This window comes from Streptomyces sp. NPDC085946, assembly GCF_044540485.1.
Lineage (GTDB): Bacteria > Actinomycetota > Actinomycetes > Streptomycetales > Streptomycetaceae > Streptomyces.
Genome location: NZ_JBITSF010000022.1, coordinates 119,757 through 138,878 on the forward strand (window position 1 = coordinate 119,757; position 19,122 = coordinate 138,878).

A 19,122-nucleotide genomic window follows, 5' to 3' on the forward strand; every position below is an offset into this window, starting at 1 on the left:
GCGATATGACACCGGCACTTGCCGGCACACCAGTACAGCGTGATCGACCCGCCAAACGTTACTTGGGGTAAATCGAGGTCAGGCACATCACGGTGAGGACGGCAGCGGGATCACCGGCAGGCCGTCGACGGGATCGCCCACCGGCTGAGCACCGGGGTACGGACGAGGGCCGCGCCGTCGCCGAAGCCCACCGCGTCCCACGGCACTGATACGCCCGGTATGGATCCCGCAGCACGGCACACACGTACCGGCCGTCCCCGGCGCACCTCATCGCCGGTGGGGCAGCGGGCGCGGTGCGGCTGGCCGAGGAAGAAGTCCACTGCTTCGAAGGGTGTGCCTCGGGCCTGCGGCCGGAGCCGCTGGACGGGCGGTGACGTCCGTCGCTTGGAGAAAGGCCGTGGACCGGTGTCGATCCGGCCGCGTCCCGTTCGACGTCAGGGTGTGCGGCACCCCGCCGCACGGTGACACGACAGGACCTGACGAGGAAACACATGCACCAACTGCTGAGAGTCATGAACTTCAACGTCTCGAGTGACGGAATCGGTGCCGGTGAGCACCAGAGTCTCGAGAGACCGTTCGGCCACGACCACCCCGAAAGGCTGTTCGCCTGGGCCGGAGCCACGGCGAGCTGGCCCATGCGCACGGATCCTGGCGGGAGCCGGGGCCTGGACGACTACTTCACGCGGGACTTCGCACGCAACATCGGCGCCGAGATCATGGGCCGCAACAAGTTCGGTCCTCAGCGCGGGCCCTGGCAGGACGATGAGTGGCGCGGCTGGTGGGGAGAGGAACCCCCGTTCCGTACGCCGGTGTTCGTCATGACCCACCACGAGCGTCCGTCGTTCACGCTCTCCGACACCACGTTCCACTTCGTCGGCGGCGACCCGGCCTCGGTCCTCGAACGGGCGCGGGAAGCGGCGCGGGGCAAGGACGTCCGGCTCGGCGGCGGGGTCACCACCATCCGGCAGTTCCTCGACGCCGGCCTCGTCGACACCCTGCACGTGGCGGTCTCGCCGGTGAGGCTCGGGACCGGACTGCGCCTCTGGGAGTCCCCCGACGAGTTGCGCGACCGGTTCCACCTGGAGGTCGTGCCCAGTCCGAGCGGCGTGACGCACCACCTGTTCTGGCGGAGGTGAGCGGAAGCGGGCTTCGGCCGTCCGCACCCCGTTCCAGTGGGCGTTCGGGCCGGTCCGGCCGCTGTGGATCCGGCCGGGCAGCGGCCGGATCCTCGTGCGGGGACGGTCTCCCCCGGTCGCGACGACGGGCTCGCCGGGCGGGACGCGCCTCACGGCCGGTGAGCCGGACCGCCCCGGACGTGTCCGGGAATCCTCGACCGCCGGGCAGCCCCTCCCCCGGGCGGCGCGTCGCCCCGAACGCGCCGCGGTGACCGGTCCGGCGGACGGGCCGCCGCCGCTCGTCACCGTTGCCGCGGGCGACCAGCGGAAGCCGCGCGGACCGCTGCCGTCACGGGACGCGGGCACGACGGCCGCGCCACCTGATTCGCCCGTCCGCGTGACGCCGGGAGATCCCGGGCTCCCGGGCCGCGACCGTGACGTGCTTCAGCTGCTCGACCGGGTCATGCCGCTGCCGTCCTGACCGGCCGGCTTCAGCGCTCCAGGTCGCCGCGCATCGCGACGAAGAGCTTCCCGGCCTCCTGGAGCGTGCTGTTCTCGAAGAGCGCGACAGCCGCCGTGCCCTGGTCGGCCCATCCGCAGATGACGTTGCCGTCCTCGCTCAGCGAGGCGAGCAGGCACTCCACCGAGCCGCCGAGCGGTCCGGGCTCCACCGGCTCCGCCTGGGGCTGCCCGAGCTCCGGGTCCCACTGGATGTACTCGAGCATGCCCCGGAACAAGTGCTCACGGCGCTTGCTGGTGTCCTCGGGCACGTGGTCGACGCCCTCGAAGAGCACCGGCGCGCCCTGCCCGCCCGGGTCCCCGTAGTTGCCGGTGACCAGCGTCATGCCCTGCCGCATCTCGCCCGGGTCGACGGGGACGTCCTTCAGGGCCGCGTCCCCCTGGAGCTTGTCCAGGCCGCCCGCCCTGGAGGCGTCCACCAGGGTGCGCGGACCGCTGTCCTGTGCCGAAGGAGTCGGCGTGGGCGTCGGCGACGCGGGCGCGGACGCCTGTCCGCTCGGGGAAGCGACGGGCAGGGCGTCCGCCTCGTCCCCCCGGCAGCCGCTGACCGTCAGCACCACCAGCGCCGCAACGGCCGCCAGACCCCCTCTTGCCGCAGACGCACGCTTCATGACATCCCCCCACTGTTGCTTCCCTCACGGTTCCTCCGCCGATCCGACCGGCGGCAATGATCACTGACGAGCCGTTCCGGCCGAACGGTTCCCGCCATCGGGGACGAATTCCGCCGCACGGTGCACCGGCCACGGCCGGCACCGGTCCCCACCCGGCTGCGGGCGGCGGCGGAGCGCGAGGGCGGCTGCTGCTCGTTCCTCACCTTCGCGGTGGTCCTGGGTGAGGACCTGGTCCGCCTCGACATCGCCGCGGGCCGGGCGCACGAGACGGTCCTGGAGGCCGTCGCCGTACGGCCGGCCACGGACCGTAGGCTTCCGGCATGGTCGTCGCCCGTTCCGTTGCCCTGTTCGTCCTCGCCGCGCTGTTCGAGATCGGCGGGGCCTGGCTGGTCTGGCAAGGCATCCGCGAACACAGGGGCTGGGTCTGGATCGGCGCCGGCGTCATCGCCCTCGGCTTCTACGGCGTGGTGGCGACCTGGCAGCACGACGACGACTTCGGCCGTGTCCTCGCCGCCTACGGCGGAATCTTCGTCGCCGGGTCGATCGCCTGGGGCATGATCGCCGACGGCTACCGCCCCGATCGCTGGGACGTCATCGGCGCTCTGGTGTGCCTGGCGGGCATGGCCGTGATCATGTACGCGCCCCGCGGCCACTGATCCTGCTCCGGCCGCTCGACCCGGCCGGCTGCGCCACCCGGAACGGCCGAGGCAGCCGTGCTGTCGCGATGCGGACCGCGACCGGGTGTACATCGTCCTGGACTGCCCGATGCCGGGCGGGACTTCCCGCCGGCCCCGTACTCCCGGCGCGGCGCCGTCCGCGTCCGCCGGACCGGCGCGCCTCCTGCACCGGGTGAGCGGTGTCTCACCGCGGCAGCGTTGCTATGCAACGAAGTGCATAGCAAGATCGGGCGCATGGCGCTCGACCACGCGATCCTCGTCTCCCTGCTGGAGAAGCCGGGCTCCGGCTATGAGCTGGCCCGGCGGTTCGAGCGGTCCATCGGGTACTTCTGGACCGCCACCCACCAGCAGATCTACCGGGTCCTCAAGCGCATGGAGACCGCCGGCTGGGTCGAGGTCCGGGACGTCCCGCAGTACGGGCGTCCGGACAAGAAGGAGTACTCCGTCGCCGGGCCCGGACGGGACGCGCTCTCCGCGTGGCTGCACGAACCGACCGAGCCCGAGAGCGTGCGGCACGACCTGGCCGTGAAGGTCCGGGGCGCCGCCTTCGCCGATCCGGCCGGCCTGATCAGCGAGGTCGAGCGGCACCGGCAGGCGCACACGGACCGCCTCGCCCACTACCTCGCGGGCGAGGCCCGCGACTTCGGGGAACTCCCGGCGGACGCTCCGCTCGACGCCGAACGGGAGCTCCAGCACGTCGTGCTGCGCGGCGGCATCGCGTACGAGCGGATGATGATCGCCTGGCTCGACGACGTCCTCGCCACGCTCGCCCGCTTCGGCACCGGTCGCTGACCGGCCCAGCGGGCTCCCCGGGACCCGTACCCGGACCACCCCTCACCCTCCCAGCCGAAAGGCGGCACCCATGGCCGACGCGCTGCTCTTCAACCCGCGGACGTACGACCCCGCGCACTTCGACCCGGAGACCCGCAGGCTGCTGCGCGCCACCGTCGACTGGTTCGAGGAGCGGGGCAAGCGCCGGCTGATCGAGGACTACCGGACCCGCGCCTGGCTCGGCGACTTCCTCGCCTTCGCCGCCGAGGAGGGGCTCTTCGCGACCTTCCTCACGCCCTCCCGCGACGCCGGAGAGGACGAGGGCGACAAGCGCTGGGACACCGCCCGCATCGCCGCGCTCAACGAGATACTCGGCTTCTACGGCCTCGACTACTGGTACGCCTGGCAGGTCACCATCCTCGGCCTCGGTCCGGTCTGGCAGAGCGACAACCCCGTCGCCCGGGCCCGCGCCGCGGAACTGCTCTCCCGGGGCGAGGTGTTCGCCTTCGGCCTGTCCGAGAAGGCCCACGGCGCCGACATCTACTCCACCGACATGCTGCTGGAGCCCGACGGCGCGGGCGGTTTCCGGGCCACCGGCTCCAAGTACTACATCGGCAACGGCAACGCCGCCGGGCTCGTCTCCGTCTTCGGCCGCCGCACCGACGTCGAGGGCCCCGACGGCTACGTCTTCTTCGCCGCCGACAGCCGCCACCCGGCGTACCACCTGGTCAAGAACGTCGTCGACTCGTCGAAGTACGTCAGCGAGTTCCGCCTGGAGGACTACCCCGTGGCCGCGGAGGACGTCCTGCACACCGGCCGCGCCGCCTTCGACGCCGCCCTGAACACGGTCAACGTCGGCAAGTTCAACCTGTGCACCGCCTCGATCGGCATCTGCGAGCACGCCATGTACGAGGCCGTCACCCATGCCCGGAACCGCATCCTCTACGGCCGCCCCGTCACCGCCTTCCCGCACGTGCGGCGCGAGTTGACCGATGCCTACGTCCGGCTCGTGGGCATGAAGCTGTTCAGCGACCGCGCCGTCGACTACTTCCGCACCGCGGGCCCCGACGACCGCCGCTACCTCCTCTTCAACCCCATGACGAAGATGAAGGTGACCACCGAGGGCGAGAAGGTCATCGACCTGATGTGGGACGTCATCGCCGCCAAGGGCTTCGAGAAGGACAACTACTTCGCCCAGGCCGCCGTCGAGATCCGCGGCCTGCCGAAGCTGGAGGGCACCGTCCACGTCAACCTGGCGCTGATCCTCAAGTTCATGCGCAACCACCTCCTCGACCCGGTCGCCTACGCGCCCGTCCCGACCCGCCTCGACGCGGCCGACGACGACTTCCTCTTCCGGCAGGGGCCGGCCCGCGGCCTCGGCTCGGTGCGTTTCCACGACTGGCGGCCGGCCTTCGACGCGTACGCCCACCTGCCCAACGTCGCCCGGTTCCGGGAACAGGCCGACGCACTCTGCGAGTTCGTCCTCACGGCCGCCCCTGACGAGGAGCAGAGCCGGGATCTCGACCTGCTCCTGGCCGTCGGGCAGCTCTTCGCGCTCGTCGTCCACGGGCAGCTGGTCCTGGAACAGGCAGCCCTGGCAAGCCTCGACGAGGACGTGCTCGACGAGCTGTTCGCCGTCCTCGTACGGGACTTCTCCGCGCACGCCGTCGACCTGCACGGCAAGGACTCCGCGACCGAGAAGCAGCAGCTCTGGGCGCTCGGTGCGGTCCGGCGCCCGGTCGTCGACGGGGCGCGTTCGGAACGCGTCTGGCAGCGCGTCGAAGCCCTGTCGGGGGCGTACGAGATGACGCCCTGAGGTATCGACGCGGCCGGGGGCACCGCGGCCGCCCGCGGCCTGCCCGGTGCGGGTGGCGGTCTCCTGGTCGAGGGCGGAGCCGGGTTCGAGGACGGCGGCGGGTTCGGCGGTCAGCCGGAGGCGTCGGCTGGAACTCCCGGCCGTACCCGGGGGCCCTCGCCGTGCCCGGGGAGCCGTTCGGCCCGCGCCCTTCACGGTGATGCGGCGCAGCCCCCTGCGGCCCCGGACGGGGACGGCCCGTCCGGGGCCGGGGTCCGGTCGTCGTCCGCTGCCCCCGCGGGGGCGAGGACCGGCCGGGACCGGTGGCGGTCCCGGCCGTCGGCGTCAGGACGCGAGGACGGAGTAGACGTGCTCGACCTGCGGCGGAGCCGCGAAGTACGGTCCGGCCAGGGCTCGCCACCGGGCGAAGCCCTCGGAGGCGCGGAAGGTGACGGTGTGGTGCTCGACCGTCTCCCAGCGGACCATGAGCCGGTAGCGCGTGGGGTGCTCGACACCGCGGTGCAGGTCGGCCCCGGCGCAGCCGTCGGCCGCGAGGAAGAGGGGCAGGGCCTTGGCCACGGCCTTCTCGAACTCCTTCTCCCGGCCCGGGAGGATCTCGATCAGGGCGATCTCGGTGATCACGGTTCTGCTCCTGCTCGTGGGGCGTTTCGCTGTCAGTCGCGGGCCTCGGCGGCCGCCTTGTGGTGCTCGGCGTCGACGCGCGCGGTGACGCCCGTCCCGACGAGGGTGCGGGTGGCGTCGACGGAGGCGTAGATCCACAGGATCCGCATGGGTTCGGTGGCGGAGGCGTTGCGGAAGCGGTGGGGGGTTCCGGCGGGAACGTACGTGGTGTCGAAGCGGGTCACGTGGTGTTCGGTGCCGTCGATCTCCACGACGGCGTCGCCTTCGAGGACGGTCACGCTCTCGGGGCAGTTGTGGGTGTGCAGGGCTATCCCGGCGCCGCCCTCGAAGAGGGTCTGGCCGGTGAGGAAGACCTCGGCGCCGACGGCCCGGGTGACCAGGGGGATGGTGCGGGCACCGCCGCCGCGGCTGAAGGCGGTCAGTTCGGCCGGGCGCAGCACGGCGGGCGGGAAGGAGGGGAAGCAGGGTTCGTCGGCGGGGTGGTCGTGCATGGTGCTCTCCAGGTGAGGGGTCAGGCGGCGGGGCCGATCCAGACGGTCTTGGTGTTGACGAACTCGCGGATGCCCTCGGCGCCGAGTTCGCGGCCGTAGCCGGACTTCTTGATGCCGCCGAAGGGCAGGCGGGGGTCGGAGGCGACCATGCCGTTGACGAAGACGGCGCCGGCGTCGAGGACCCGGGTGAGGCGGCGGGCGCGGTCCAGGTCGGTGGTCCACAGGGCGGCGCCGAGGCCGTACTCGGTCAGGTTGGCGAGGGCGACGGCCTCGTCGGCGTCGGCGACGCGGGTGATGGCGGCGACCGGGCCGAAGGTCTCCTCGTCGAAGGCGGCCATGCCGGGGCGGACACGGTCGAGGACGGTGGGCGGGTAGGAGCAGCCGGGCCCGTCGGGGACCTCACCGCCGAGGAGGAGGACGGCTCCGGCGTCGACGGTGCGGCGGACCTGGTCGTGCAGGGTGTCGCGGAGGCCGGCACGGGCCATCGGGCCGATCGCGGTGTCCGGGTCGGTGGGGTCGCCGGCCTTCAGCGCCGCGGCGGCGGCCGTGAAGGCGGCCACGAACTCGTCGGCCACGGCGTCCTCCACGATGAACCGCTTGGCGTTGACGCAGGACTGGCCGGCGTTGACGTAGCGGGCCTTGACGGCGGTGGCGGCGGCCCGGGGGACGTCGGCGTCGGCGAGGACGATGAACGGGTCGGAGCCGCCGAGTTCGAGGACCTGCTTCTTCAGTGCGGCGGCGGCCTGCGCGGCGACGATCGCGCCGACCTCGGTGGAGCCGGTGAGGGTGACGGCCGCGACGCGCGGGTCGGCGATGAGGCCGGCGACCCGGTCGACCTCGACGAGCAGGGTGCGGCACAGGCCCTCGGGGGCGCCGGCCCTGCGGACGACGTCCTCGACGGCGAGGGCGCACTGCGGCACGTTGTTCGCGTGCTTGAGGAGGGTGCCGTTGCCGGCGGCCAGAGCGGGGGCGGCGAAGCGGAAGAACTGCCAGAAGGGGTAGTTCCACGGCATCACCGCGAGGACGACGCCGAGGGGGTCGTGGACGACGGCGCTCTCGGCGGCGTCGGAGGCGACGGGCCGGTCCGCGAGCTGGTCCGGGGCGTGGTCGGCGTAGTACTCACAGGTCAGGGCGCACTTCTCGATCTCGGCGCGCGCCTCGGTGATCGGCTTGCCCATCTCGGCGGTGATGAGTGCGGCGTAGGTGTCGCGGCCCTCGCGCAGGACGCGTGCCGTCTCCCGCAGCAAGGGGGTGCGGTCGGTGACGTCGCGTCGGCGCCAGGCGGCCTGTGCGGAGACCGCCGCGTCGAGGATGCCGTCGACCTCCTGAGGGGACTGCGGGGTGTAACGGGCGAGTTCGGTGCCGGTGGCCGGGTTCGTGGAAACGATCATCGGTGGGTGTCTCCGGTGTGTTCGATGCTGCGGCGGATGCCGGTGGTGAGGCCGGCGGTGCCGAGGGTGCGCCGATGTCACGGGTGCGGGTGGCGGGGTCGTCCAGGACGGTGCCGACCGCGCCGGTGACCGGTCACCGCCCTCGACGCGGCCCGTCCTGACGACGGACCGCGCACCGGTGGGCCGCACCGACAGGTCGTGCGGCCCACCGGGCGCGAGGAGACGTACGAGGTACCGGGCGCGGCTCAGGTGACGCTGATGGCACCGGTGACGACGGCGAAGAGGATGTAGGCGACGGAGACGAGGACGCCCCAGCGCAGCGCGTGCCGCTGGAAGTCGCCCAGCTCGGCCTTGACCAGTCCGAGGAGGACCCAGAGCGGGGCGCTCGTGGGGCCCATCATGTGGAGGATCTGGCCGATGGCGCCGGCGCGGGCGATCTCGTTGGCGTCGATGCCGTAGTGGCTCGCCGATTCGGCGAGGACGGGGACGACGCCGAACCAGTAGCCGTCGTTGGACATGAAGAACCCGAGCGGCAGGGCGAGCACGGCCGTGAACAACGGGATCATGTTGCCCCAGCCTTCCGGGACGACGGCGAGGGCCGCGTCGGCCATCGCCTTGATCATGCCGGAGTCGGTCATGATGCCGGTGAAGACGCCGGCGGCCAGGACCAGGATCATCACGGGGACGGCGTTGGCGGCCTGGCGCTTGATGAGGTCCTGCTGGTCGCCGATGCCGCGGATGTTGACCAGCAGGGCGATGACGAACGCCACCATGAACAGCACCAGCAGGTCGGCGGCCTCCAGGACGAGCAGCACCATCAGCAGCAGGGTGAGGGCCGCGTTGAACCACATGCGCCAGTCCGCCTTGACCGGCTCGAAGGCCTCGCCGGAGGCGATCTCCAGCTGGTAGGCGGCGAGCTTCTCCGGGTCGATCTTGTGGCGTTCGCGCAGGCCGAGCCAGTAGGCGACGGCCACGATGGCCAGGCTGGTGAGGGCCATGGGGCCGATCATGTGGACGAAGTACTCGGTGGCGCTCAGGTGCAGGACGCTGATGCCGCGGGTGGCGGCGCCGCCCCAGGGGGTGGTGCCGGAGATGGTGCCCAGCGCCATGGCCGCCAGCGTCGCCAGGATGAGGGGGTTCATGCCCAGGCGCCGGTAGACGGGCAGGAAGGCGGAGCAGACGATCATGTAGCTGGTGGTGCCGTCACCGTCGAGGGCGACCAGGAGGGCGAGCACGGCGGTGCCGACCACGATGCGGACCGGGTCGCCCTTGGAGGCGCGGACGATGGCCTGGACGATCGGCTCGAAGAGTCTGACCTCCATCATCAGGCCGAAGTAGAGGACGGCGAAGAGGAGCAGGGCCGCGGTGGGCGCGACGGTCTCCAGGCCGTTCATGATCATGTCACCGAGCTTGGCTCCCTTGCCCGCGACGAGGGCGGCGGCGATCGGTGTGAGCATGATGGCGGTGAACGCGGAGAGGTGTTTCCGCATCACGAGCAGCATGAAGCTGCCCAGGGTGGCGAAGCCGAGGACGGCGAGCATCGTTGCTCCTTGGTGCAGGGCTGAGGGCCGCCGGTGGGCCGGCGGCGCGGGACGGCGCGCGGGTCAGTGCGTGTCGGACGGGAAGGCGACCGGCAGCGCACGCGATGCCGTTCTCGGCTCGTGCGTCGGGTCGGTCATGGTACGTGCGGCTCCTGTACGGCGGTTCGGCGGGCGCACGGTCGCGGCGGGCGGAGCGGCCCGCTGGAAGCGTCAGGAGTGCGCCTGGCATGGCTGGAACGTCCGGGGCGCCGGCAGCGGGACAAGGGAGGTGTGCCGCACCCGCCGAACTCTGGACAACCGGTTTACCGGATTGCCGGTAGGTAACTAGAATCCGGCCATCGCGTCAATACCGAAGTGAGGAATTCGATGGCCGAACTCGCCAGAATCACGGTCGAGCCGCGCGAGCCGCTGGCCGCGGAGGTATCCCGTCGCCTGATCGACTACCTGATGTCCGGCGAGGTCCAGCCCGGCGACCGCATCCCCTCCGAGCGGCAGCTCACCGAGATGCTCGGGGTGAACCGGCCCACCGTGCGGGAGGCGATCAAGTCGCTGGGCTTCCTCGGCCTGCTGGAGATCCGCCAGTCCAGCGGGACGTACTTCCGCGGTGCCGACTCCGACGTGCTCTACCGCCTGTTCGAACTGGGTCTCGTCCTGGGCGAGCGGGGCGCCCGCGACATGGTGCAGGCCCGCGCCGAACTGGAAGTGATCGTCGCCGGCCTGGCCGCGCAGGCACGCGACGAGGCGGGCGTGGAACTGCTGCGGGCCCGGTTGACGGCGATGCGGGAGTGCCCGGACGAGGAGTTCCCCGAGGCGGACACCGCCTTCCACGCCGCCCTCGGCGAACTGGCCGGCAACACGGTGCTGCGCGACATGCTCAAGGGCATGCGCGCGATGATCCAGCGGGGCTGGGTGGAGCGCACCGGCGCCGTACGGTCCCGCGAGGTGGCCTACGCCGACCACGTCCCGATCTACGAGGCGGTCGCGGAGGGCGACGCCGAGGCCGCCCGCGCGGCGATGGCCCGGCACATGGACGGCGCCTCCCGCCGCCTGATGGAGGCACTCGAACAGCGCGAGGCGTAGCGGGGCGGCCCGGACCGCCGGCCCCGTGCCGGCAGCCCGGGCCTCACCTCGGCACAACCGGTTGACCGGTTGACCGGTTCCGCCTACAGTGACGGCACGGCACCACCACGCACTGCTGCTCTGCCGCCCCCATTCCGGGCCCCTCCCCCTGCTGTCACGGGTGTTCACCCACCGACCGGGGCGGGCCCGCGGTCGGGACCCTTGCCGGTTCCCGCCTACCGGAAGAGGTAAGAAACCCGGTGATCGAACCCCACCCGCTGGTCGCCATGATCCACGCCGTGCCCGCCGCGCACCGCATCGCCGAAGAGGCGTTCGCGCGGGAGTTCCCGCAGGCCACGGTCTGGAACGTCCTGGACGACCGTCTCCTGGAGGACGCCCGCGAGGCCGGCGGACTCACCGGCGCCCTGCGCCGCCGCATGCTCCGCCTGATCGGCCACGTCGTGGACGGCGGCGCCCGGGCACTGCTGCTGACCTGCTCCTCCTACGGCGAGGTCGTGGACACCGCCCGCGCACTGTGGAAGGTCCCCGTCCTGAAGTCCGACGAGGCGATGTTCAAGGCGGCCCTGGCCGGTCCCTACCGTCGTGTCGCCGTCGTCGCCTCCACCCCGCCCGCCGTCCCGGCCGCCGCCGCCCAGCTCGAAGCGCTCGTTCCGGCGGTCCGCCCGGACCGTCCGCTCGACATCGTCACCGCCCTGAGCGAGGAAGCCGCCGCGGCGGACGACGCCGGGTCGGCCGCCCGCCGCCTGGCCGACGCCCTGCACGCCGCCGGGGGCGCCGACGCCGACGTGGTGCTGCTGGCGCAGTACTCGCTCACCCCCGCGCGCGACGCCCTGGCCGGCCTGCTGGGAGTACCGGTGCTGGACGGTGCCGGCGCCGCCGCGCGTGAACTGCGCGCCCTGCTGACCCCCGACGAGCGGCCGGTGACCCCTGCCGCGGCGGTCGCGCCGTGACCGCCGGGCTCCGCTGGCCGCTGGCCTACACCGTCTCCGGCGACGACTGCTCCTCGCCGGTGCCGCTCGGCTTCGCCGCACCGCTCGCGGAAGCCGTCCGGCACCTGGCCGAGCTGGGCTACGACGGTGTGGAGGTGCAGGTGCGGGAGAGCGGTGTGCGCGACGCCGAGGCGCTGGCGCGGACCGTGGCGGCCGCCGGCCTGAAGGTGCTGGGCATCGGCACCGGCCCGGTCGCCGCACAGGACGGCCTGACCCTGACCGACCCGTCGCCGGACGTACGCCGCCACGCCCTCGACCGGCTGCTCGGCGCGGCCCGTCTCGCCGGCGAGCTGGGCGTTCCGGTCACCCTGGGGCAGACCCGCGGCACCTTCCTGCCGGGACTGGAGGACCTGCAGCGCCAGTGGGCCGAACGCGCCGTGCGGCAGCTGGCCGCGGAGGCGGCCGACCGCGGCAGCCGGCTGCTGCTGGAACCCCAGTCGCACGCCACCACCTCGCTGTGGCACACCCCCGACGAAGCGCTCGCCGTCCTGCGCCCGCTCGACGCCCCGGCCGGACTGGTGCTGGACACCCACCACCTCGATGCCGAAGGTGTCGACGCGGTCCGGGCCGTCACCGACCACGCCGCCACCACCGGCTGCCTGCAGCTCGCCGCACCGTCCACCCGAGGCCCCCTGACCGTCGGAGATCCCCGGCTCCCCGCCCTGCTCGGCGCGCTGCGCACAGGCGGCTTCTCCGGCTGGCTGACCCTCGAACACACGCAGGACGGCGACAGCCGCAAGGCCGCCGCCCGCTCCTGGACCGCGCTGACCGACGCCGCGGCCTCGACCCCCTGACCCCTCGCTCCCCACCACCCTGTTCTGAGAGGAACCCGCACCATGAGCACCACGACCTACCGCCTCGGCGTCCTGGAGGGCGACGGCATCGGCCCCGAGATCGTCCCGTCGTCCGTCGAGATCGCCACCGCCGCCGCGCGGGCCGCGGGCGTCTCGGTCGACTGGGTGACCCTGCCGCTCGGCGCCTCCGCCATCGAGACCCACGGCACCCCGGTCCCCGAGGAGACCAAGGACGCGCTCGCCGGGCTGGACGGCTGGTACCTCGGCCCGCACGACTCCGTCAGCTACCCCGAGCCGCACAAGTCCGCCCTCAACCCCTCGGGCACCCTGCGCAAGCACTTCCAGCTCTTCGCCAACATCCGCCCCGCCAAGAGCTTCCCCGGCGCGAAGGCCGTCTGCGACAGCGCCGACCTCGTCATCGTCCGCGAGAACACCGAGGGCTTCTACGCCGACCGCAACACCTTCGCCGGCACCGGCGAGTTCATGCCCACCCCGGACACCGCGATCATGCTGGGCATCATCACCCGCGAGGCCACCGAGCGCGTCGCCCGCGTCGCCTTCGACCTGGCCCGCTCGCGCCGCAAGAAGCTCACCATCGTCCACAAGGCCAACGTCCTCAAGCTCACCACCGGCCTGTTCCGCACGGTGTGCCAGGAAGTCGCGAAGGACTACCCGGACGTGACGGTGGACGACTTCCACATCGACGCCATGACCGTCCACCTGGTGCGCCGCGCCCAGGACTTCGACGTCATCGTCACCGAGAACATGTTCGGCGACATCCTCTCCGACCTGGCCGGCGAGATCTCCGGCTCGCTGGGCACCGCCCCGTCCATCAACGCCTCCGCCACCACCGCCATGGCCCAGGCCTCCCACGGCTCCGCCCCCGACATCGCCGGGCGGAACGTCGCCAACCCGGTCGCCATGATCCTCTCCGGCGCGATGCTCTTCGAGTGGCTCGCCGCCCAGCACGGCGACGAGAGGCTCGCCACCGTCGCGAAGATCATCGAGAAGGGCGTGGCCGACGCGATCGCCGCCGGCACCTCCACCCGCGACCTCGGCGGGACCGCCTCCACCACCGAGTTCACCGCCGCCGTCATCAAGGCCATCGGCGCCGGCCAGTAGCAGCACCCCCGGTCGTCCGGGGCGGGTTCCCACGTCGCCCGCCCCGGACCTCATGAGCCGCACCACGCACAGCCCGAGGAGAGAGCCCGACCATGTCCCTGCGCATCGGCTGCATAGCCGACGACTTCACCGGCGGCACCGATGTCGCCGCCGCCTTCCGGCGCGCGGGCCTGCGCACCGCTCTGGTCTTCGGCACCCCGGACGACACCACCGCGCTGCCGGCGGACTGCGACGCCGCCGTGGTCGCCCTGAAGTCCCGCTCCACGCCCGCCGACGAGGCGGTCGCCGAGTCGCTCGCCGCCCAGCGCTGGCTGTGGGCCAGGGGCGCGGCGCAGGTCTACTTCAAGTACTGCTCGACCTTCGACTCCACCCCCCGGGGCAACATCGGTCCCGTCACCGACGCCCTGATGGATGCCGCGGGTGCCGCCGTCACCCTGCACTGCCCCGCCTCCCCGCCCAACGGCCGCACCGTCTACCAGGGCCACCTGTTCGTCCACGACCGGCTGCTGTCCGACTCGCCGCTGCGCCACCACCCCCTCAACCCCATGACGGACTCCGCCCTGGTGCGCCTGCTGTCCGCGCAGACCCGTCACCCGGTGGGCCTGGTCGACTGGGCCACCGTGCGCCGGGGAGCCGAGGCCGTCCGCGACGCCGTACTCGCCCACCAGCGGGCCGGCGTCCGGCACGTCGTCGCCGACGCCCTCACCGACGACGACCTCGCCGTGCTCGGCGCCGCCGCGCTCGAACTGCCCGTCGTCGCCGGTGCCGCGGGCCTGGCCGAAGGACTCGGCCACGCCTACCCCACCGCCGGGGCGGCCACCGCCGAACCGGTACCGCGCGAGGGGCGGGCCGCCGTCCTGGCGGGCAGCTGCTCGGCCCGCACCCTGGAACAGATCGCCCAGTTCTACGCCGCCGGTCTGCCCTCCCTCCACCTCGACGTCCTCGCCGCCGCCACCGGCCGCGACGTCACCGGTGAGGCACTGGCCTGGTACGACGAACAGGACCCCGCCCTGCCCGTCCTCGTCTACGCCTCCGCCTCACCGGAGGAACTGGCCGCGGTACAGGCACAGTTGGGCGTGGCCGAGGCCGCCGCTCGGGTCGAGGAGCTGCTCGGCGCCCTGGCCTCCCGCCTGGTCGAGCGCGGCGTGCGCCGACTGCTGGTGGCGGGCGGGGAAACCTCGGGGGCCGTCACCACCGCCCTCGGCGTCCGCGCCGTCCTGGTCGGCGAGGAAGCCGACCCCGGCGTGCCGTGGACGTACGCCACCACCGAGCACGGTGACCTGGCCCTCATGCTCAAGTCCGGCAACTTCGGAGCGCCCGACCTCTTCACCCGCGCACTCGCCGCCCCGGCCGAGGAGACCGAGTGACCGCCTACGCCGACGAGTCGGCCGCCCGTGCGCTCCTCGTCCGCACCGCCCGCTCCCTGTTCTCGCGCGGCCTGACCCACGGCTCCACCGGAAACCTGTCGGTCCGTCTGGCCGACGGCGCCCTGCTCCTCACACCCACCGGGTCCAGCCTCGGCACGGTGGAGGCAGCCGACTTGTCCCGCACCGACCTGACCGGCAGGCACCTGGACGGCCCACGCCCCACCAAGGAGGCGTTCCTGCACGCCGCCTTCTACCGGGCCCGGCCAGGAGCCCACGCGGTGGTGCACCTGCACTCCACCCATGCCGCGGCGGTTTCCTGCCTCGACGGCGTGGACCCCGCCGACGCGCTGCCCCCGCTCACCGCGTACTACGCCATGCGCGTCGGCACCCTGCCGCTGCTGCCCTACCACGCCCCCGGCGACAGCGCCCTGGAACCGCTCGCGGAGCGAACGGCCCGCACCCACCACGCCGTCCTCCTCGCCAACCACGGCCCCGTCGTCGCCGGCGCCTCCCTGGAGCAGGCCGCCGACGCGATCGAGGAGCTGGAGGAGACCGCCAAGCTGCACCTCCTCCTCCAAGGCCGCGCCACCCGTCCCCTCACCCCCGAACAGGCTGCCGCGCTCGCTCCCACATCCCCCTGACGGCCGGATGAGAAGCGGGCGTGGCAGCCCCCTGACGAAGGAGTACCACCGTGCCCGACACGGTCACCCCCGTCCCCACCGCCGACCTGGTCGACCGGTACGGCACGGACCTGCGCGTCTGTGACGTGCAGTTCCGCCAGTTCGGCGCCCACCGCGGCTTCGCCGGCCCGGTGCGCACCGTCTCCTGCCACGAGGACAACGGCCTGCTGCGTGATCTGCTGCGCACCCCGGGCGACGGCGCCGTCCTCGTCGTCGACGGAGGCGGCTCCCTGCGCACCGCCCTGGTCGGTGACCTCATCGCCGGCGCCGCCCAGGACAACGGCTGGGCCGGCCTCGTCCTGCACGGCGCCGTCCGCGACAGCGCCGCCCTCGCCGGTCTGCGCCTCGGCATCAAGGCCCTGGGCACCATCCCCCGCAAGAGCGCCAAGAACAGCACCGGGGAAGTCGACGTCCCCGTCGCCTTCGGCGGCGTCACCTTCCGCCCCGGTGACGTCCTGCACGCCGACGACGACGGCATCGCTCTCCTCCCCGACCCCGCCTGACCACACGATTGGGTAGCCAGTGGTTCTGAAAACCTTCGGGTGGTCGTTCGCGGTCACCGCGCTCGGCCTGGTCGCAGCGGTCCTGTTCGGGGGGTGGACCGCGTTCGGCATCGTGGCGATCCTCTCGATCCTCGAGATCTCGCTGTCCTTCGACAACGCGGTGGTCAACGCCGGGATCCTGAAGAAGATGAATGCCTTCTGGCAGAAGATCTTCCTCACCATCGGCATCCTGATCGCCGTCTTCGGCATGCGGCTGGTCTTCCCCGTCGTGATCGTCGCCGTCAGCGCCCAGCTCGGCCCGATCGAGGCGGTCGACCTGGCGCTCAGCGACAAGGACCGCTACCAGGAGCTGGTCACCGACGCCCACCCGGCGATCGCCGCCTTCGGCGGCATGTTCCTGCTGATGATCTTCCTGGACTTCATCTTCGAGGACCGGGACATCAAGTGGCTGACCTGGCTGGAGCGGCCGCTGGCCAAGCTCGGCAGGGTCGACATGCTCTCAGTGTGCATCGCGCTGATCGTCCTGCTGATCTCGGCGCTGACCTTCGCCACCCACGCCCACCAGCACGGCGGCGCGCACGTGGACAAGGCCGAGACGGTGCTGCTGTCCGGCATCGCCGGCCTGATCACGTACATGATCGTGGGCGGGCTGTCCGGCTACTTCGAGGACAAGCTCGAAGAGGAGGAGGAGCGCGAGCACGAGGCCGAGGAGGAGGCCGAGCGCACCGGCAGGCCCAAGTCGGCGGTCGCGCTGGCCGGCAAGGCCGCCTTCTTCATGTTCCTCTACCTGGAGGTCCTGGACGCCTCGTTCTCCTTCGACGGCGTCATCGGCGCGTTCGCCATCACCAACGACATCGTGCTGATGGCCCTGGGCCTGGGCATCGGCGCCATGTACGTCCGCTCGCTCACCGTCTACCTGGTCCGCCAGGGCACCCTGGACGACTACGTCTACCTGGAGCACGGCGCCCACTACGCCATCGGCGCCCTGGCGCTGATCCTGCTCGTCACCATCCAGTACGAGATCAACGAGATCGTCACCGGTCTCATCGGCGTCGTCCTGATCGGTGCCTCCTTCCTCTCCTCCGTGCGCCGCAACAAGCGGCTGGCGGCGGCCGAAGGCACGGACTCGGACGACAAGACCGAGGTGTCGTCCGGGGTGTGACGGGTTCAGCGGGCCCGCACTCCCGTACCGGCCGGATCCTCGCGTCGCGGCACCGCACGGGCGACCGGCCCTGCCGATCCCACGCTGAACGGCCCCCGCCGCTCCTCGGGTCCCAGCGGTCATCACACCGCCCGACCCCGGGGACGCGACGGCCCTTGCGCCGGTCTCCGACCGCTGGGCGACGGCCTGCCGGCAGGAGGCGGGACGGAGCGGCTGAGGGCTGCCCCGCGGCTGCCGGTCATGGGTGACGCGCCTGGGCGGTCGAGTTGGTCCCGCTGGACAGGCGAGCCGGCTCCGGGGCCCGACGCCCCACCGCCGGCCACGCCGGCCGCGGCCGGACCGCCCACGGCGGGCAGCCGGTGCACGCGCTCCAGCTCACCGCCGGCGCGCGCCCCGCCCACCACCCGACGCGCCGTGGCACCGGCGCGGCCCGACTCGGCGGCCGGGACCGCGCGGTGTCACGGAGTGCGGAATCCCCGGAAGGTGACGTGCCGGCGCGTCTCGAAGCCGAGCCGCTCGTAGAGCGCGATCGCGCCGGTGTTCGCCTCGGCCACGTGCAGGAAGGGACGTTCGCCACGCGCCGCGATCCGCGCGACGAGCTCACCGACCAGACGGGCGGCGTGGCCCCGCCCGCGCGCCTCGGGGGCGGTGCAGACAGCGCTGATTTCGGTCCAGCCCGAGGGCCGCAGCCGTTCGCCGCCCATCGCCACCAGCGTGCCGTTGACGCGTATACCGAGGTAGGTGCCGAGTTCGTGCGTACGCGGCCGGAACGGACCCGGCTCGGTCCGCGCGACGAGGTCGAGCATCTCGGGCACGCTGCCCGCGCCCAGTTCGACCACCTCGGCGTCGGTCCCGGGACGGGAATGTCCGGGCCGACCACCGCCGGGCCGGATCATCTGCCGGCCTTCGAGACTGAAGACCGGCTCCCAGTCCGGCGGCGGGGTGGCCGGACTGCTGAACATGTCGGCGAATCCCCCGGGGCCGAGGAGCCGGGCCAGGTCCGCCCAGGCCGCCGCGTCCGCATCGGCGGACACCGCGCAGAAGGTCGCGACCCCGGGCAGGTAGGCGGTGGCACGGCCCAGCCGACGGGCGAACCGTGCGTGCCGGCCGTGCAGCGACCGCCCCACCGGGTCATCGAGTACCGGATCGTCGCAGGTCACCATCGTGCTGTACCTCTCGTATCGAAGGATTGGGATCGTACGCGGCCCGGCTCGTCGACGCGTACGCCCGCGCAGAATGGTGCTCGCTGGTCGCTGCGCGAGCCGAGGGTCCACGCGAGTCGCATCCTTCTCCACGGCACCGGCTCGGAGGCGGCTCGATGAGCGGCCCGGCTCGGCCGGCCCAGGGCTCGCCGACACCACAGGGCGAGCCGGGAGAACCCCTGACCGATCCCGAGTGTTCTCCAGTACCGGCCGGGCGGAGTGCCACGGTGCGTCCGAGCGGGTCGAACGGACACCCGCGGTGAGCCGGAGGGCGTACACCGGCTGCGGCACGAACGCCGACTTCCGTCGCCCCCCTGGAAGAACAAGGCCGGGCCCACGCGCCGCAGGTCAAGGGTGAACTGACTGCCCAAGCCGCATCACCTGCCGGTTGTCAGGCCGCGCCCGCGTGATCCACCCAGCGAGCCATGCCCCGACCCTCTCGTCAGCCGACGACGGTCCAGGTGTCGCCGCCGGCGAGCAGCGCGGCCAGGTCGCCCTTGCCGTGCCGCTCGACCGCGGTGTCGAGCTGCTCGGTCATCTGCGCGTCGTAGACGGGCCGCTCCACCGATCGGAACACGCCGATCGGGGTGTGGTGCAGGGTGTCGGGGTCGGCGAGCCGGGACAGCGCGAAGGCGGTGGTGGGGGACGCGGCGTGCGCGTCGTGGACCAG

The 19,122-nt window shown here is 72.6% G+C and carries 18 protein-coding genes and 1 pseudogene; 12 read left to right on the forward strand and 7 right to left on the reverse strand.

Translation table 11 applies throughout. The features are described 5' to 3' along the window. Positions 1-491: 491 nt before the first annotated feature. A complete protein-coding gene (locus ACIF8T_RS32550; protein ID WP_400040019.1) occupies positions 492-1,136 on the forward strand; it encodes a dihydrofolate reductase family protein in 645 nt (214 codons plus the stop codon). Between the two features lie 470 nt (positions 1,137-1,606). On the opposite strand, the gene ACIF8T_RS32555 is transcribed toward ACIF8T_RS32550, so the two are convergent. Further along, on the reverse strand, positions 1,607-2,245 hold the full coding sequence (locus tag ACIF8T_RS32555; protein WP_400040020.1) for a hypothetical protein: 639 nt from the start codon (positions 2,243-2,245) through the stop codon (positions 1,607-1,609). A 320-nt stretch (positions 2,246-2,565) separates the two neighbouring features. Here ACIF8T_RS32555 and ACIF8T_RS32560 point away from each other — a divergent pair, with 320 nt between their 5' ends. From ACIF8T_RS32560 to ACIF8T_RS32570, 3 genes are all read left to right on the forward strand, one after another. Beyond that, entirely contained in the window at positions 2,566-2,901 is a 336-nt protein-coding gene (locus ACIF8T_RS32560; RefSeq protein WP_400040022.1) for a YnfA family protein, read from the forward strand. 255 nt (positions 2,902-3,156) lie between these two features. After that, positions 3,157-3,714 (forward strand): PadR family transcriptional regulator, encoded by a 558-nt coding sequence (locus ACIF8T_RS32565; protein ID WP_400040023.1) that lies wholly within the window; start codon positions 3,157-3,159, stop codon positions 3,712-3,714. Between the two features lie 70 nt (positions 3,715-3,784). Then, on the forward strand, positions 3,785-5,509 hold the full coding sequence (locus ACIF8T_RS32570; protein WP_400040025.1) for an acyl-CoA dehydrogenase family protein: 1,725 nt from the start codon (positions 3,785-3,787) through the stop codon (positions 5,507-5,509). Positions 5,510-5,833: 324 nt separating this feature from the next. Here the strand turns inward: ACIF8T_RS32570 and ACIF8T_RS32575 are convergent, their stop codons facing one another. From ACIF8T_RS32575 to ACIF8T_RS32590, 4 genes are all read right to left on the reverse strand, one after another. Continuing rightward, on the reverse strand, positions 5,834-6,130 hold the full coding sequence (locus ACIF8T_RS32575) for an antibiotic biosynthesis monooxygenase family protein (RefSeq protein ID WP_400040027.1): 297 nt from the start codon (positions 6,128-6,130) through the stop codon (positions 5,834-5,836). Positions 6,131-6,162: 32 nt separating this feature from the next. Continuing rightward, positions 6,163-6,621 carry a cupin domain-containing protein gene (locus ACIF8T_RS32580; RefSeq protein WP_400040029.1) on the reverse strand — a complete coding sequence of 153 codons (459 nt, stop codon included), beginning with the start codon at positions 6,619-6,621 and terminating at the stop codon, positions 6,163-6,165. A gap of 20 nt (positions 6,622-6,641) precedes the next feature. After that, on the reverse strand, positions 6,642-8,012 hold the full coding sequence (locus ACIF8T_RS32585; RefSeq protein WP_400040031.1) for an NAD-dependent succinate-semialdehyde dehydrogenase: 1,371 nt from the start codon (positions 8,010-8,012) through the stop codon (positions 6,642-6,644). Positions 8,013-8,257: 245 nt separating this feature from the next. After that, entirely contained in the window at positions 8,258-9,553 is a 1,296-nt protein-coding gene (locus tag ACIF8T_RS32590) for a CitMHS family transporter (RefSeq protein ID WP_400040033.1), read from the reverse strand. Positions 9,554-9,919: 366 nt separating this feature from the next. Between ACIF8T_RS32590 and ACIF8T_RS32595 the strand changes: the two genes are divergently transcribed. The 8 genes from ACIF8T_RS32595 to ACIF8T_RS32630 all read left to right on the forward strand — a co-directional run bounded on the left by ACIF8T_RS32595 (position 9,920) and on the right by ACIF8T_RS32630 (position 17,250). Next, positions 9,920-10,633 (forward strand): FadR/GntR family transcriptional regulator, encoded by a 714-nt coding sequence (locus tag ACIF8T_RS32595; protein WP_400040035.1) that lies wholly within the window; start codon positions 9,920-9,922, stop codon positions 10,631-10,633. A gap of 239 nt (positions 10,634-10,872) precedes the next feature. Next, the gene (locus ACIF8T_RS32600) at positions 10,873-11,583 is read left to right on the forward strand and encodes an aspartate/glutamate racemase family protein (protein WP_400040036.1); all 711 of its coding nucleotides are present in this window, start codon (positions 10,873-10,875) and stop codon (positions 11,581-11,583) included. Further along, positions 11,580-12,416 (forward strand): sugar phosphate isomerase/epimerase family protein, encoded by an 837-nt coding sequence (locus tag ACIF8T_RS32605; RefSeq protein WP_400040038.1) that lies wholly within the window; start codon positions 11,580-11,582, stop codon positions 12,414-12,416. The genes ACIF8T_RS32600 and ACIF8T_RS32605 overlap by 4 nt, the downstream gene beginning before the upstream one ends. A 42-nt stretch (positions 12,417-12,458) precedes the next feature. After that, positions 12,459-13,538 (forward strand): isocitrate/isopropylmalate dehydrogenase family protein, encoded by a 1,080-nt coding sequence (locus ACIF8T_RS32610; protein WP_400040040.1) that lies wholly within the window; start codon positions 12,459-12,461, stop codon positions 13,536-13,538. 92 nt (positions 13,539-13,630) lie between these two features. Further along, positions 13,631-14,905 carry a 3-oxo-tetronate kinase gene (gene otnK, locus ACIF8T_RS32615; RefSeq protein WP_400040042.1) on the forward strand — a complete coding sequence of 425 codons (1,275 nt, stop codon included), beginning with the start codon at positions 13,631-13,633 and terminating at the stop codon, positions 14,903-14,905. Beyond that, complete coding sequence (gene otnC / locus ACIF8T_RS32620) at positions 14,902-15,546, forward strand: 3-oxo-tetronate 4-phosphate decarboxylase (RefSeq protein ID WP_400040043.1); 645 nt, start codon at positions 14,902-14,904, stop codon at positions 15,544-15,546. Before otnK ends, otnC begins: the two co-directional genes overlap by 4 nt. 50 nt (positions 15,547-15,596) lie before the next feature. Then, the gene (gene rraA / locus ACIF8T_RS32625; protein ID WP_400040045.1) at positions 15,597-16,088 is read left to right on the forward strand and encodes a ribonuclease E activity regulator RraA; all 492 of its coding nucleotides are present in this window, start codon (positions 15,597-15,599) and stop codon (positions 16,086-16,088) included. 19 nt (positions 16,089-16,107) lie between these two features. Then, positions 16,108-17,250 (forward strand): DUF475 domain-containing protein, encoded by a 1,143-nt coding sequence (locus tag ACIF8T_RS32630; protein WP_400040047.1) that lies wholly within the window; start codon positions 16,108-16,110, stop codon positions 17,248-17,250. A 458-nt stretch (positions 17,251-17,708) separates the two neighbouring features. Here ACIF8T_RS32630 and ACIF8T_RS32635 read toward each other — a convergent pair whose 3' ends face one another. Beyond that, positions 17,709-18,413: a GNAT family N-acetyltransferase gene (locus ACIF8T_RS32635; protein WP_400040049.1), complete on the reverse strand. Its 705-nt coding sequence runs from the start codon at positions 18,411-18,413 to the stop codon at positions 17,709-17,711. A gap of 481 nt (positions 18,414-18,894) precedes the next feature. Then, a pseudogene (locus ACIF8T_RS32640) lies at positions 18,895-19,122 on the reverse strand (2-oxoacid:ferredoxin oxidoreductase subunit beta); the annotation flags it as partial.

What these genes read in the sequence shown, in the direction of transcription:
- ACIF8T_RS32550 (WP_400040019.1), top strand. Translation starts at nt 492, where the DNA reads ATGCACCAACTGCTGAGAGTCATGAACTTCAACGTCTCGAGTGACGGA.
- ACIF8T_RS32555 (WP_400040020.1), bottom strand. Translation starts at nt 2,245, where the DNA reads ATGAAGCGTGCGTCTGCGGCAAGAGGGGGTCTGGCGGCCGTTGCGGCG.
- ACIF8T_RS32560 (WP_400040022.1), top strand. Translation starts at nt 2,566, where the DNA reads ATGGTCGTCGCCCGTTCCGTTGCCCTGTTCGTCCTCGCCGCGCTGTTC.
- ACIF8T_RS32565 (WP_400040023.1), top strand. Translation starts at nt 3,157, where the DNA reads ATGGCGCTCGACCACGCGATCCTCGTCTCCCTGCTGGAGAAGCCGGGC.
- ACIF8T_RS32570 (WP_400040025.1), top strand. Translation starts at nt 3,785, where the DNA reads ATGGCCGACGCGCTGCTCTTCAACCCGCGGACGTACGACCCCGCGCAC.
- ACIF8T_RS32580 (WP_400040029.1), bottom strand. Translation starts at nt 6,621, where the DNA reads ATGCACGACCACCCCGCCGACGAACCCTGCTTCCCCTCCTTCCCGCCC.
- ACIF8T_RS32585 (WP_400040031.1), bottom strand. Translation starts at nt 8,012, where the DNA reads ATGATCGTTTCCACGAACCCGGCCACCGGCACCGAACTCGCCCGTTAC.
- ACIF8T_RS32590 (WP_400040033.1), bottom strand. Translation starts at nt 9,553, where the DNA reads ATGCTCGCCGTCCTCGGCTTCGCCACCCTGGGCAGCTTCATGCTGCTC.
- ACIF8T_RS32595 (WP_400040035.1), top strand. Translation starts at nt 9,920, where the DNA reads ATGGCCGAACTCGCCAGAATCACGGTCGAGCCGCGCGAGCCGCTGGCC.
- ACIF8T_RS32610 (WP_400040040.1), top strand. Translation starts at nt 12,459, where the DNA reads ATGAGCACCACGACCTACCGCCTCGGCGTCCTGGAGGGCGACGGCATC.
- otnK (WP_400040042.1), top strand. Translation starts at nt 13,631, where the DNA reads ATGTCCCTGCGCATCGGCTGCATAGCCGACGACTTCACCGGCGGCACC.
- ACIF8T_RS32635 (WP_400040049.1), bottom strand. Translation starts at nt 18,413, where the DNA reads ATGGTGACCTGCGACGATCCGGTACTCGATGACCCGGTGGGGCGGTCG.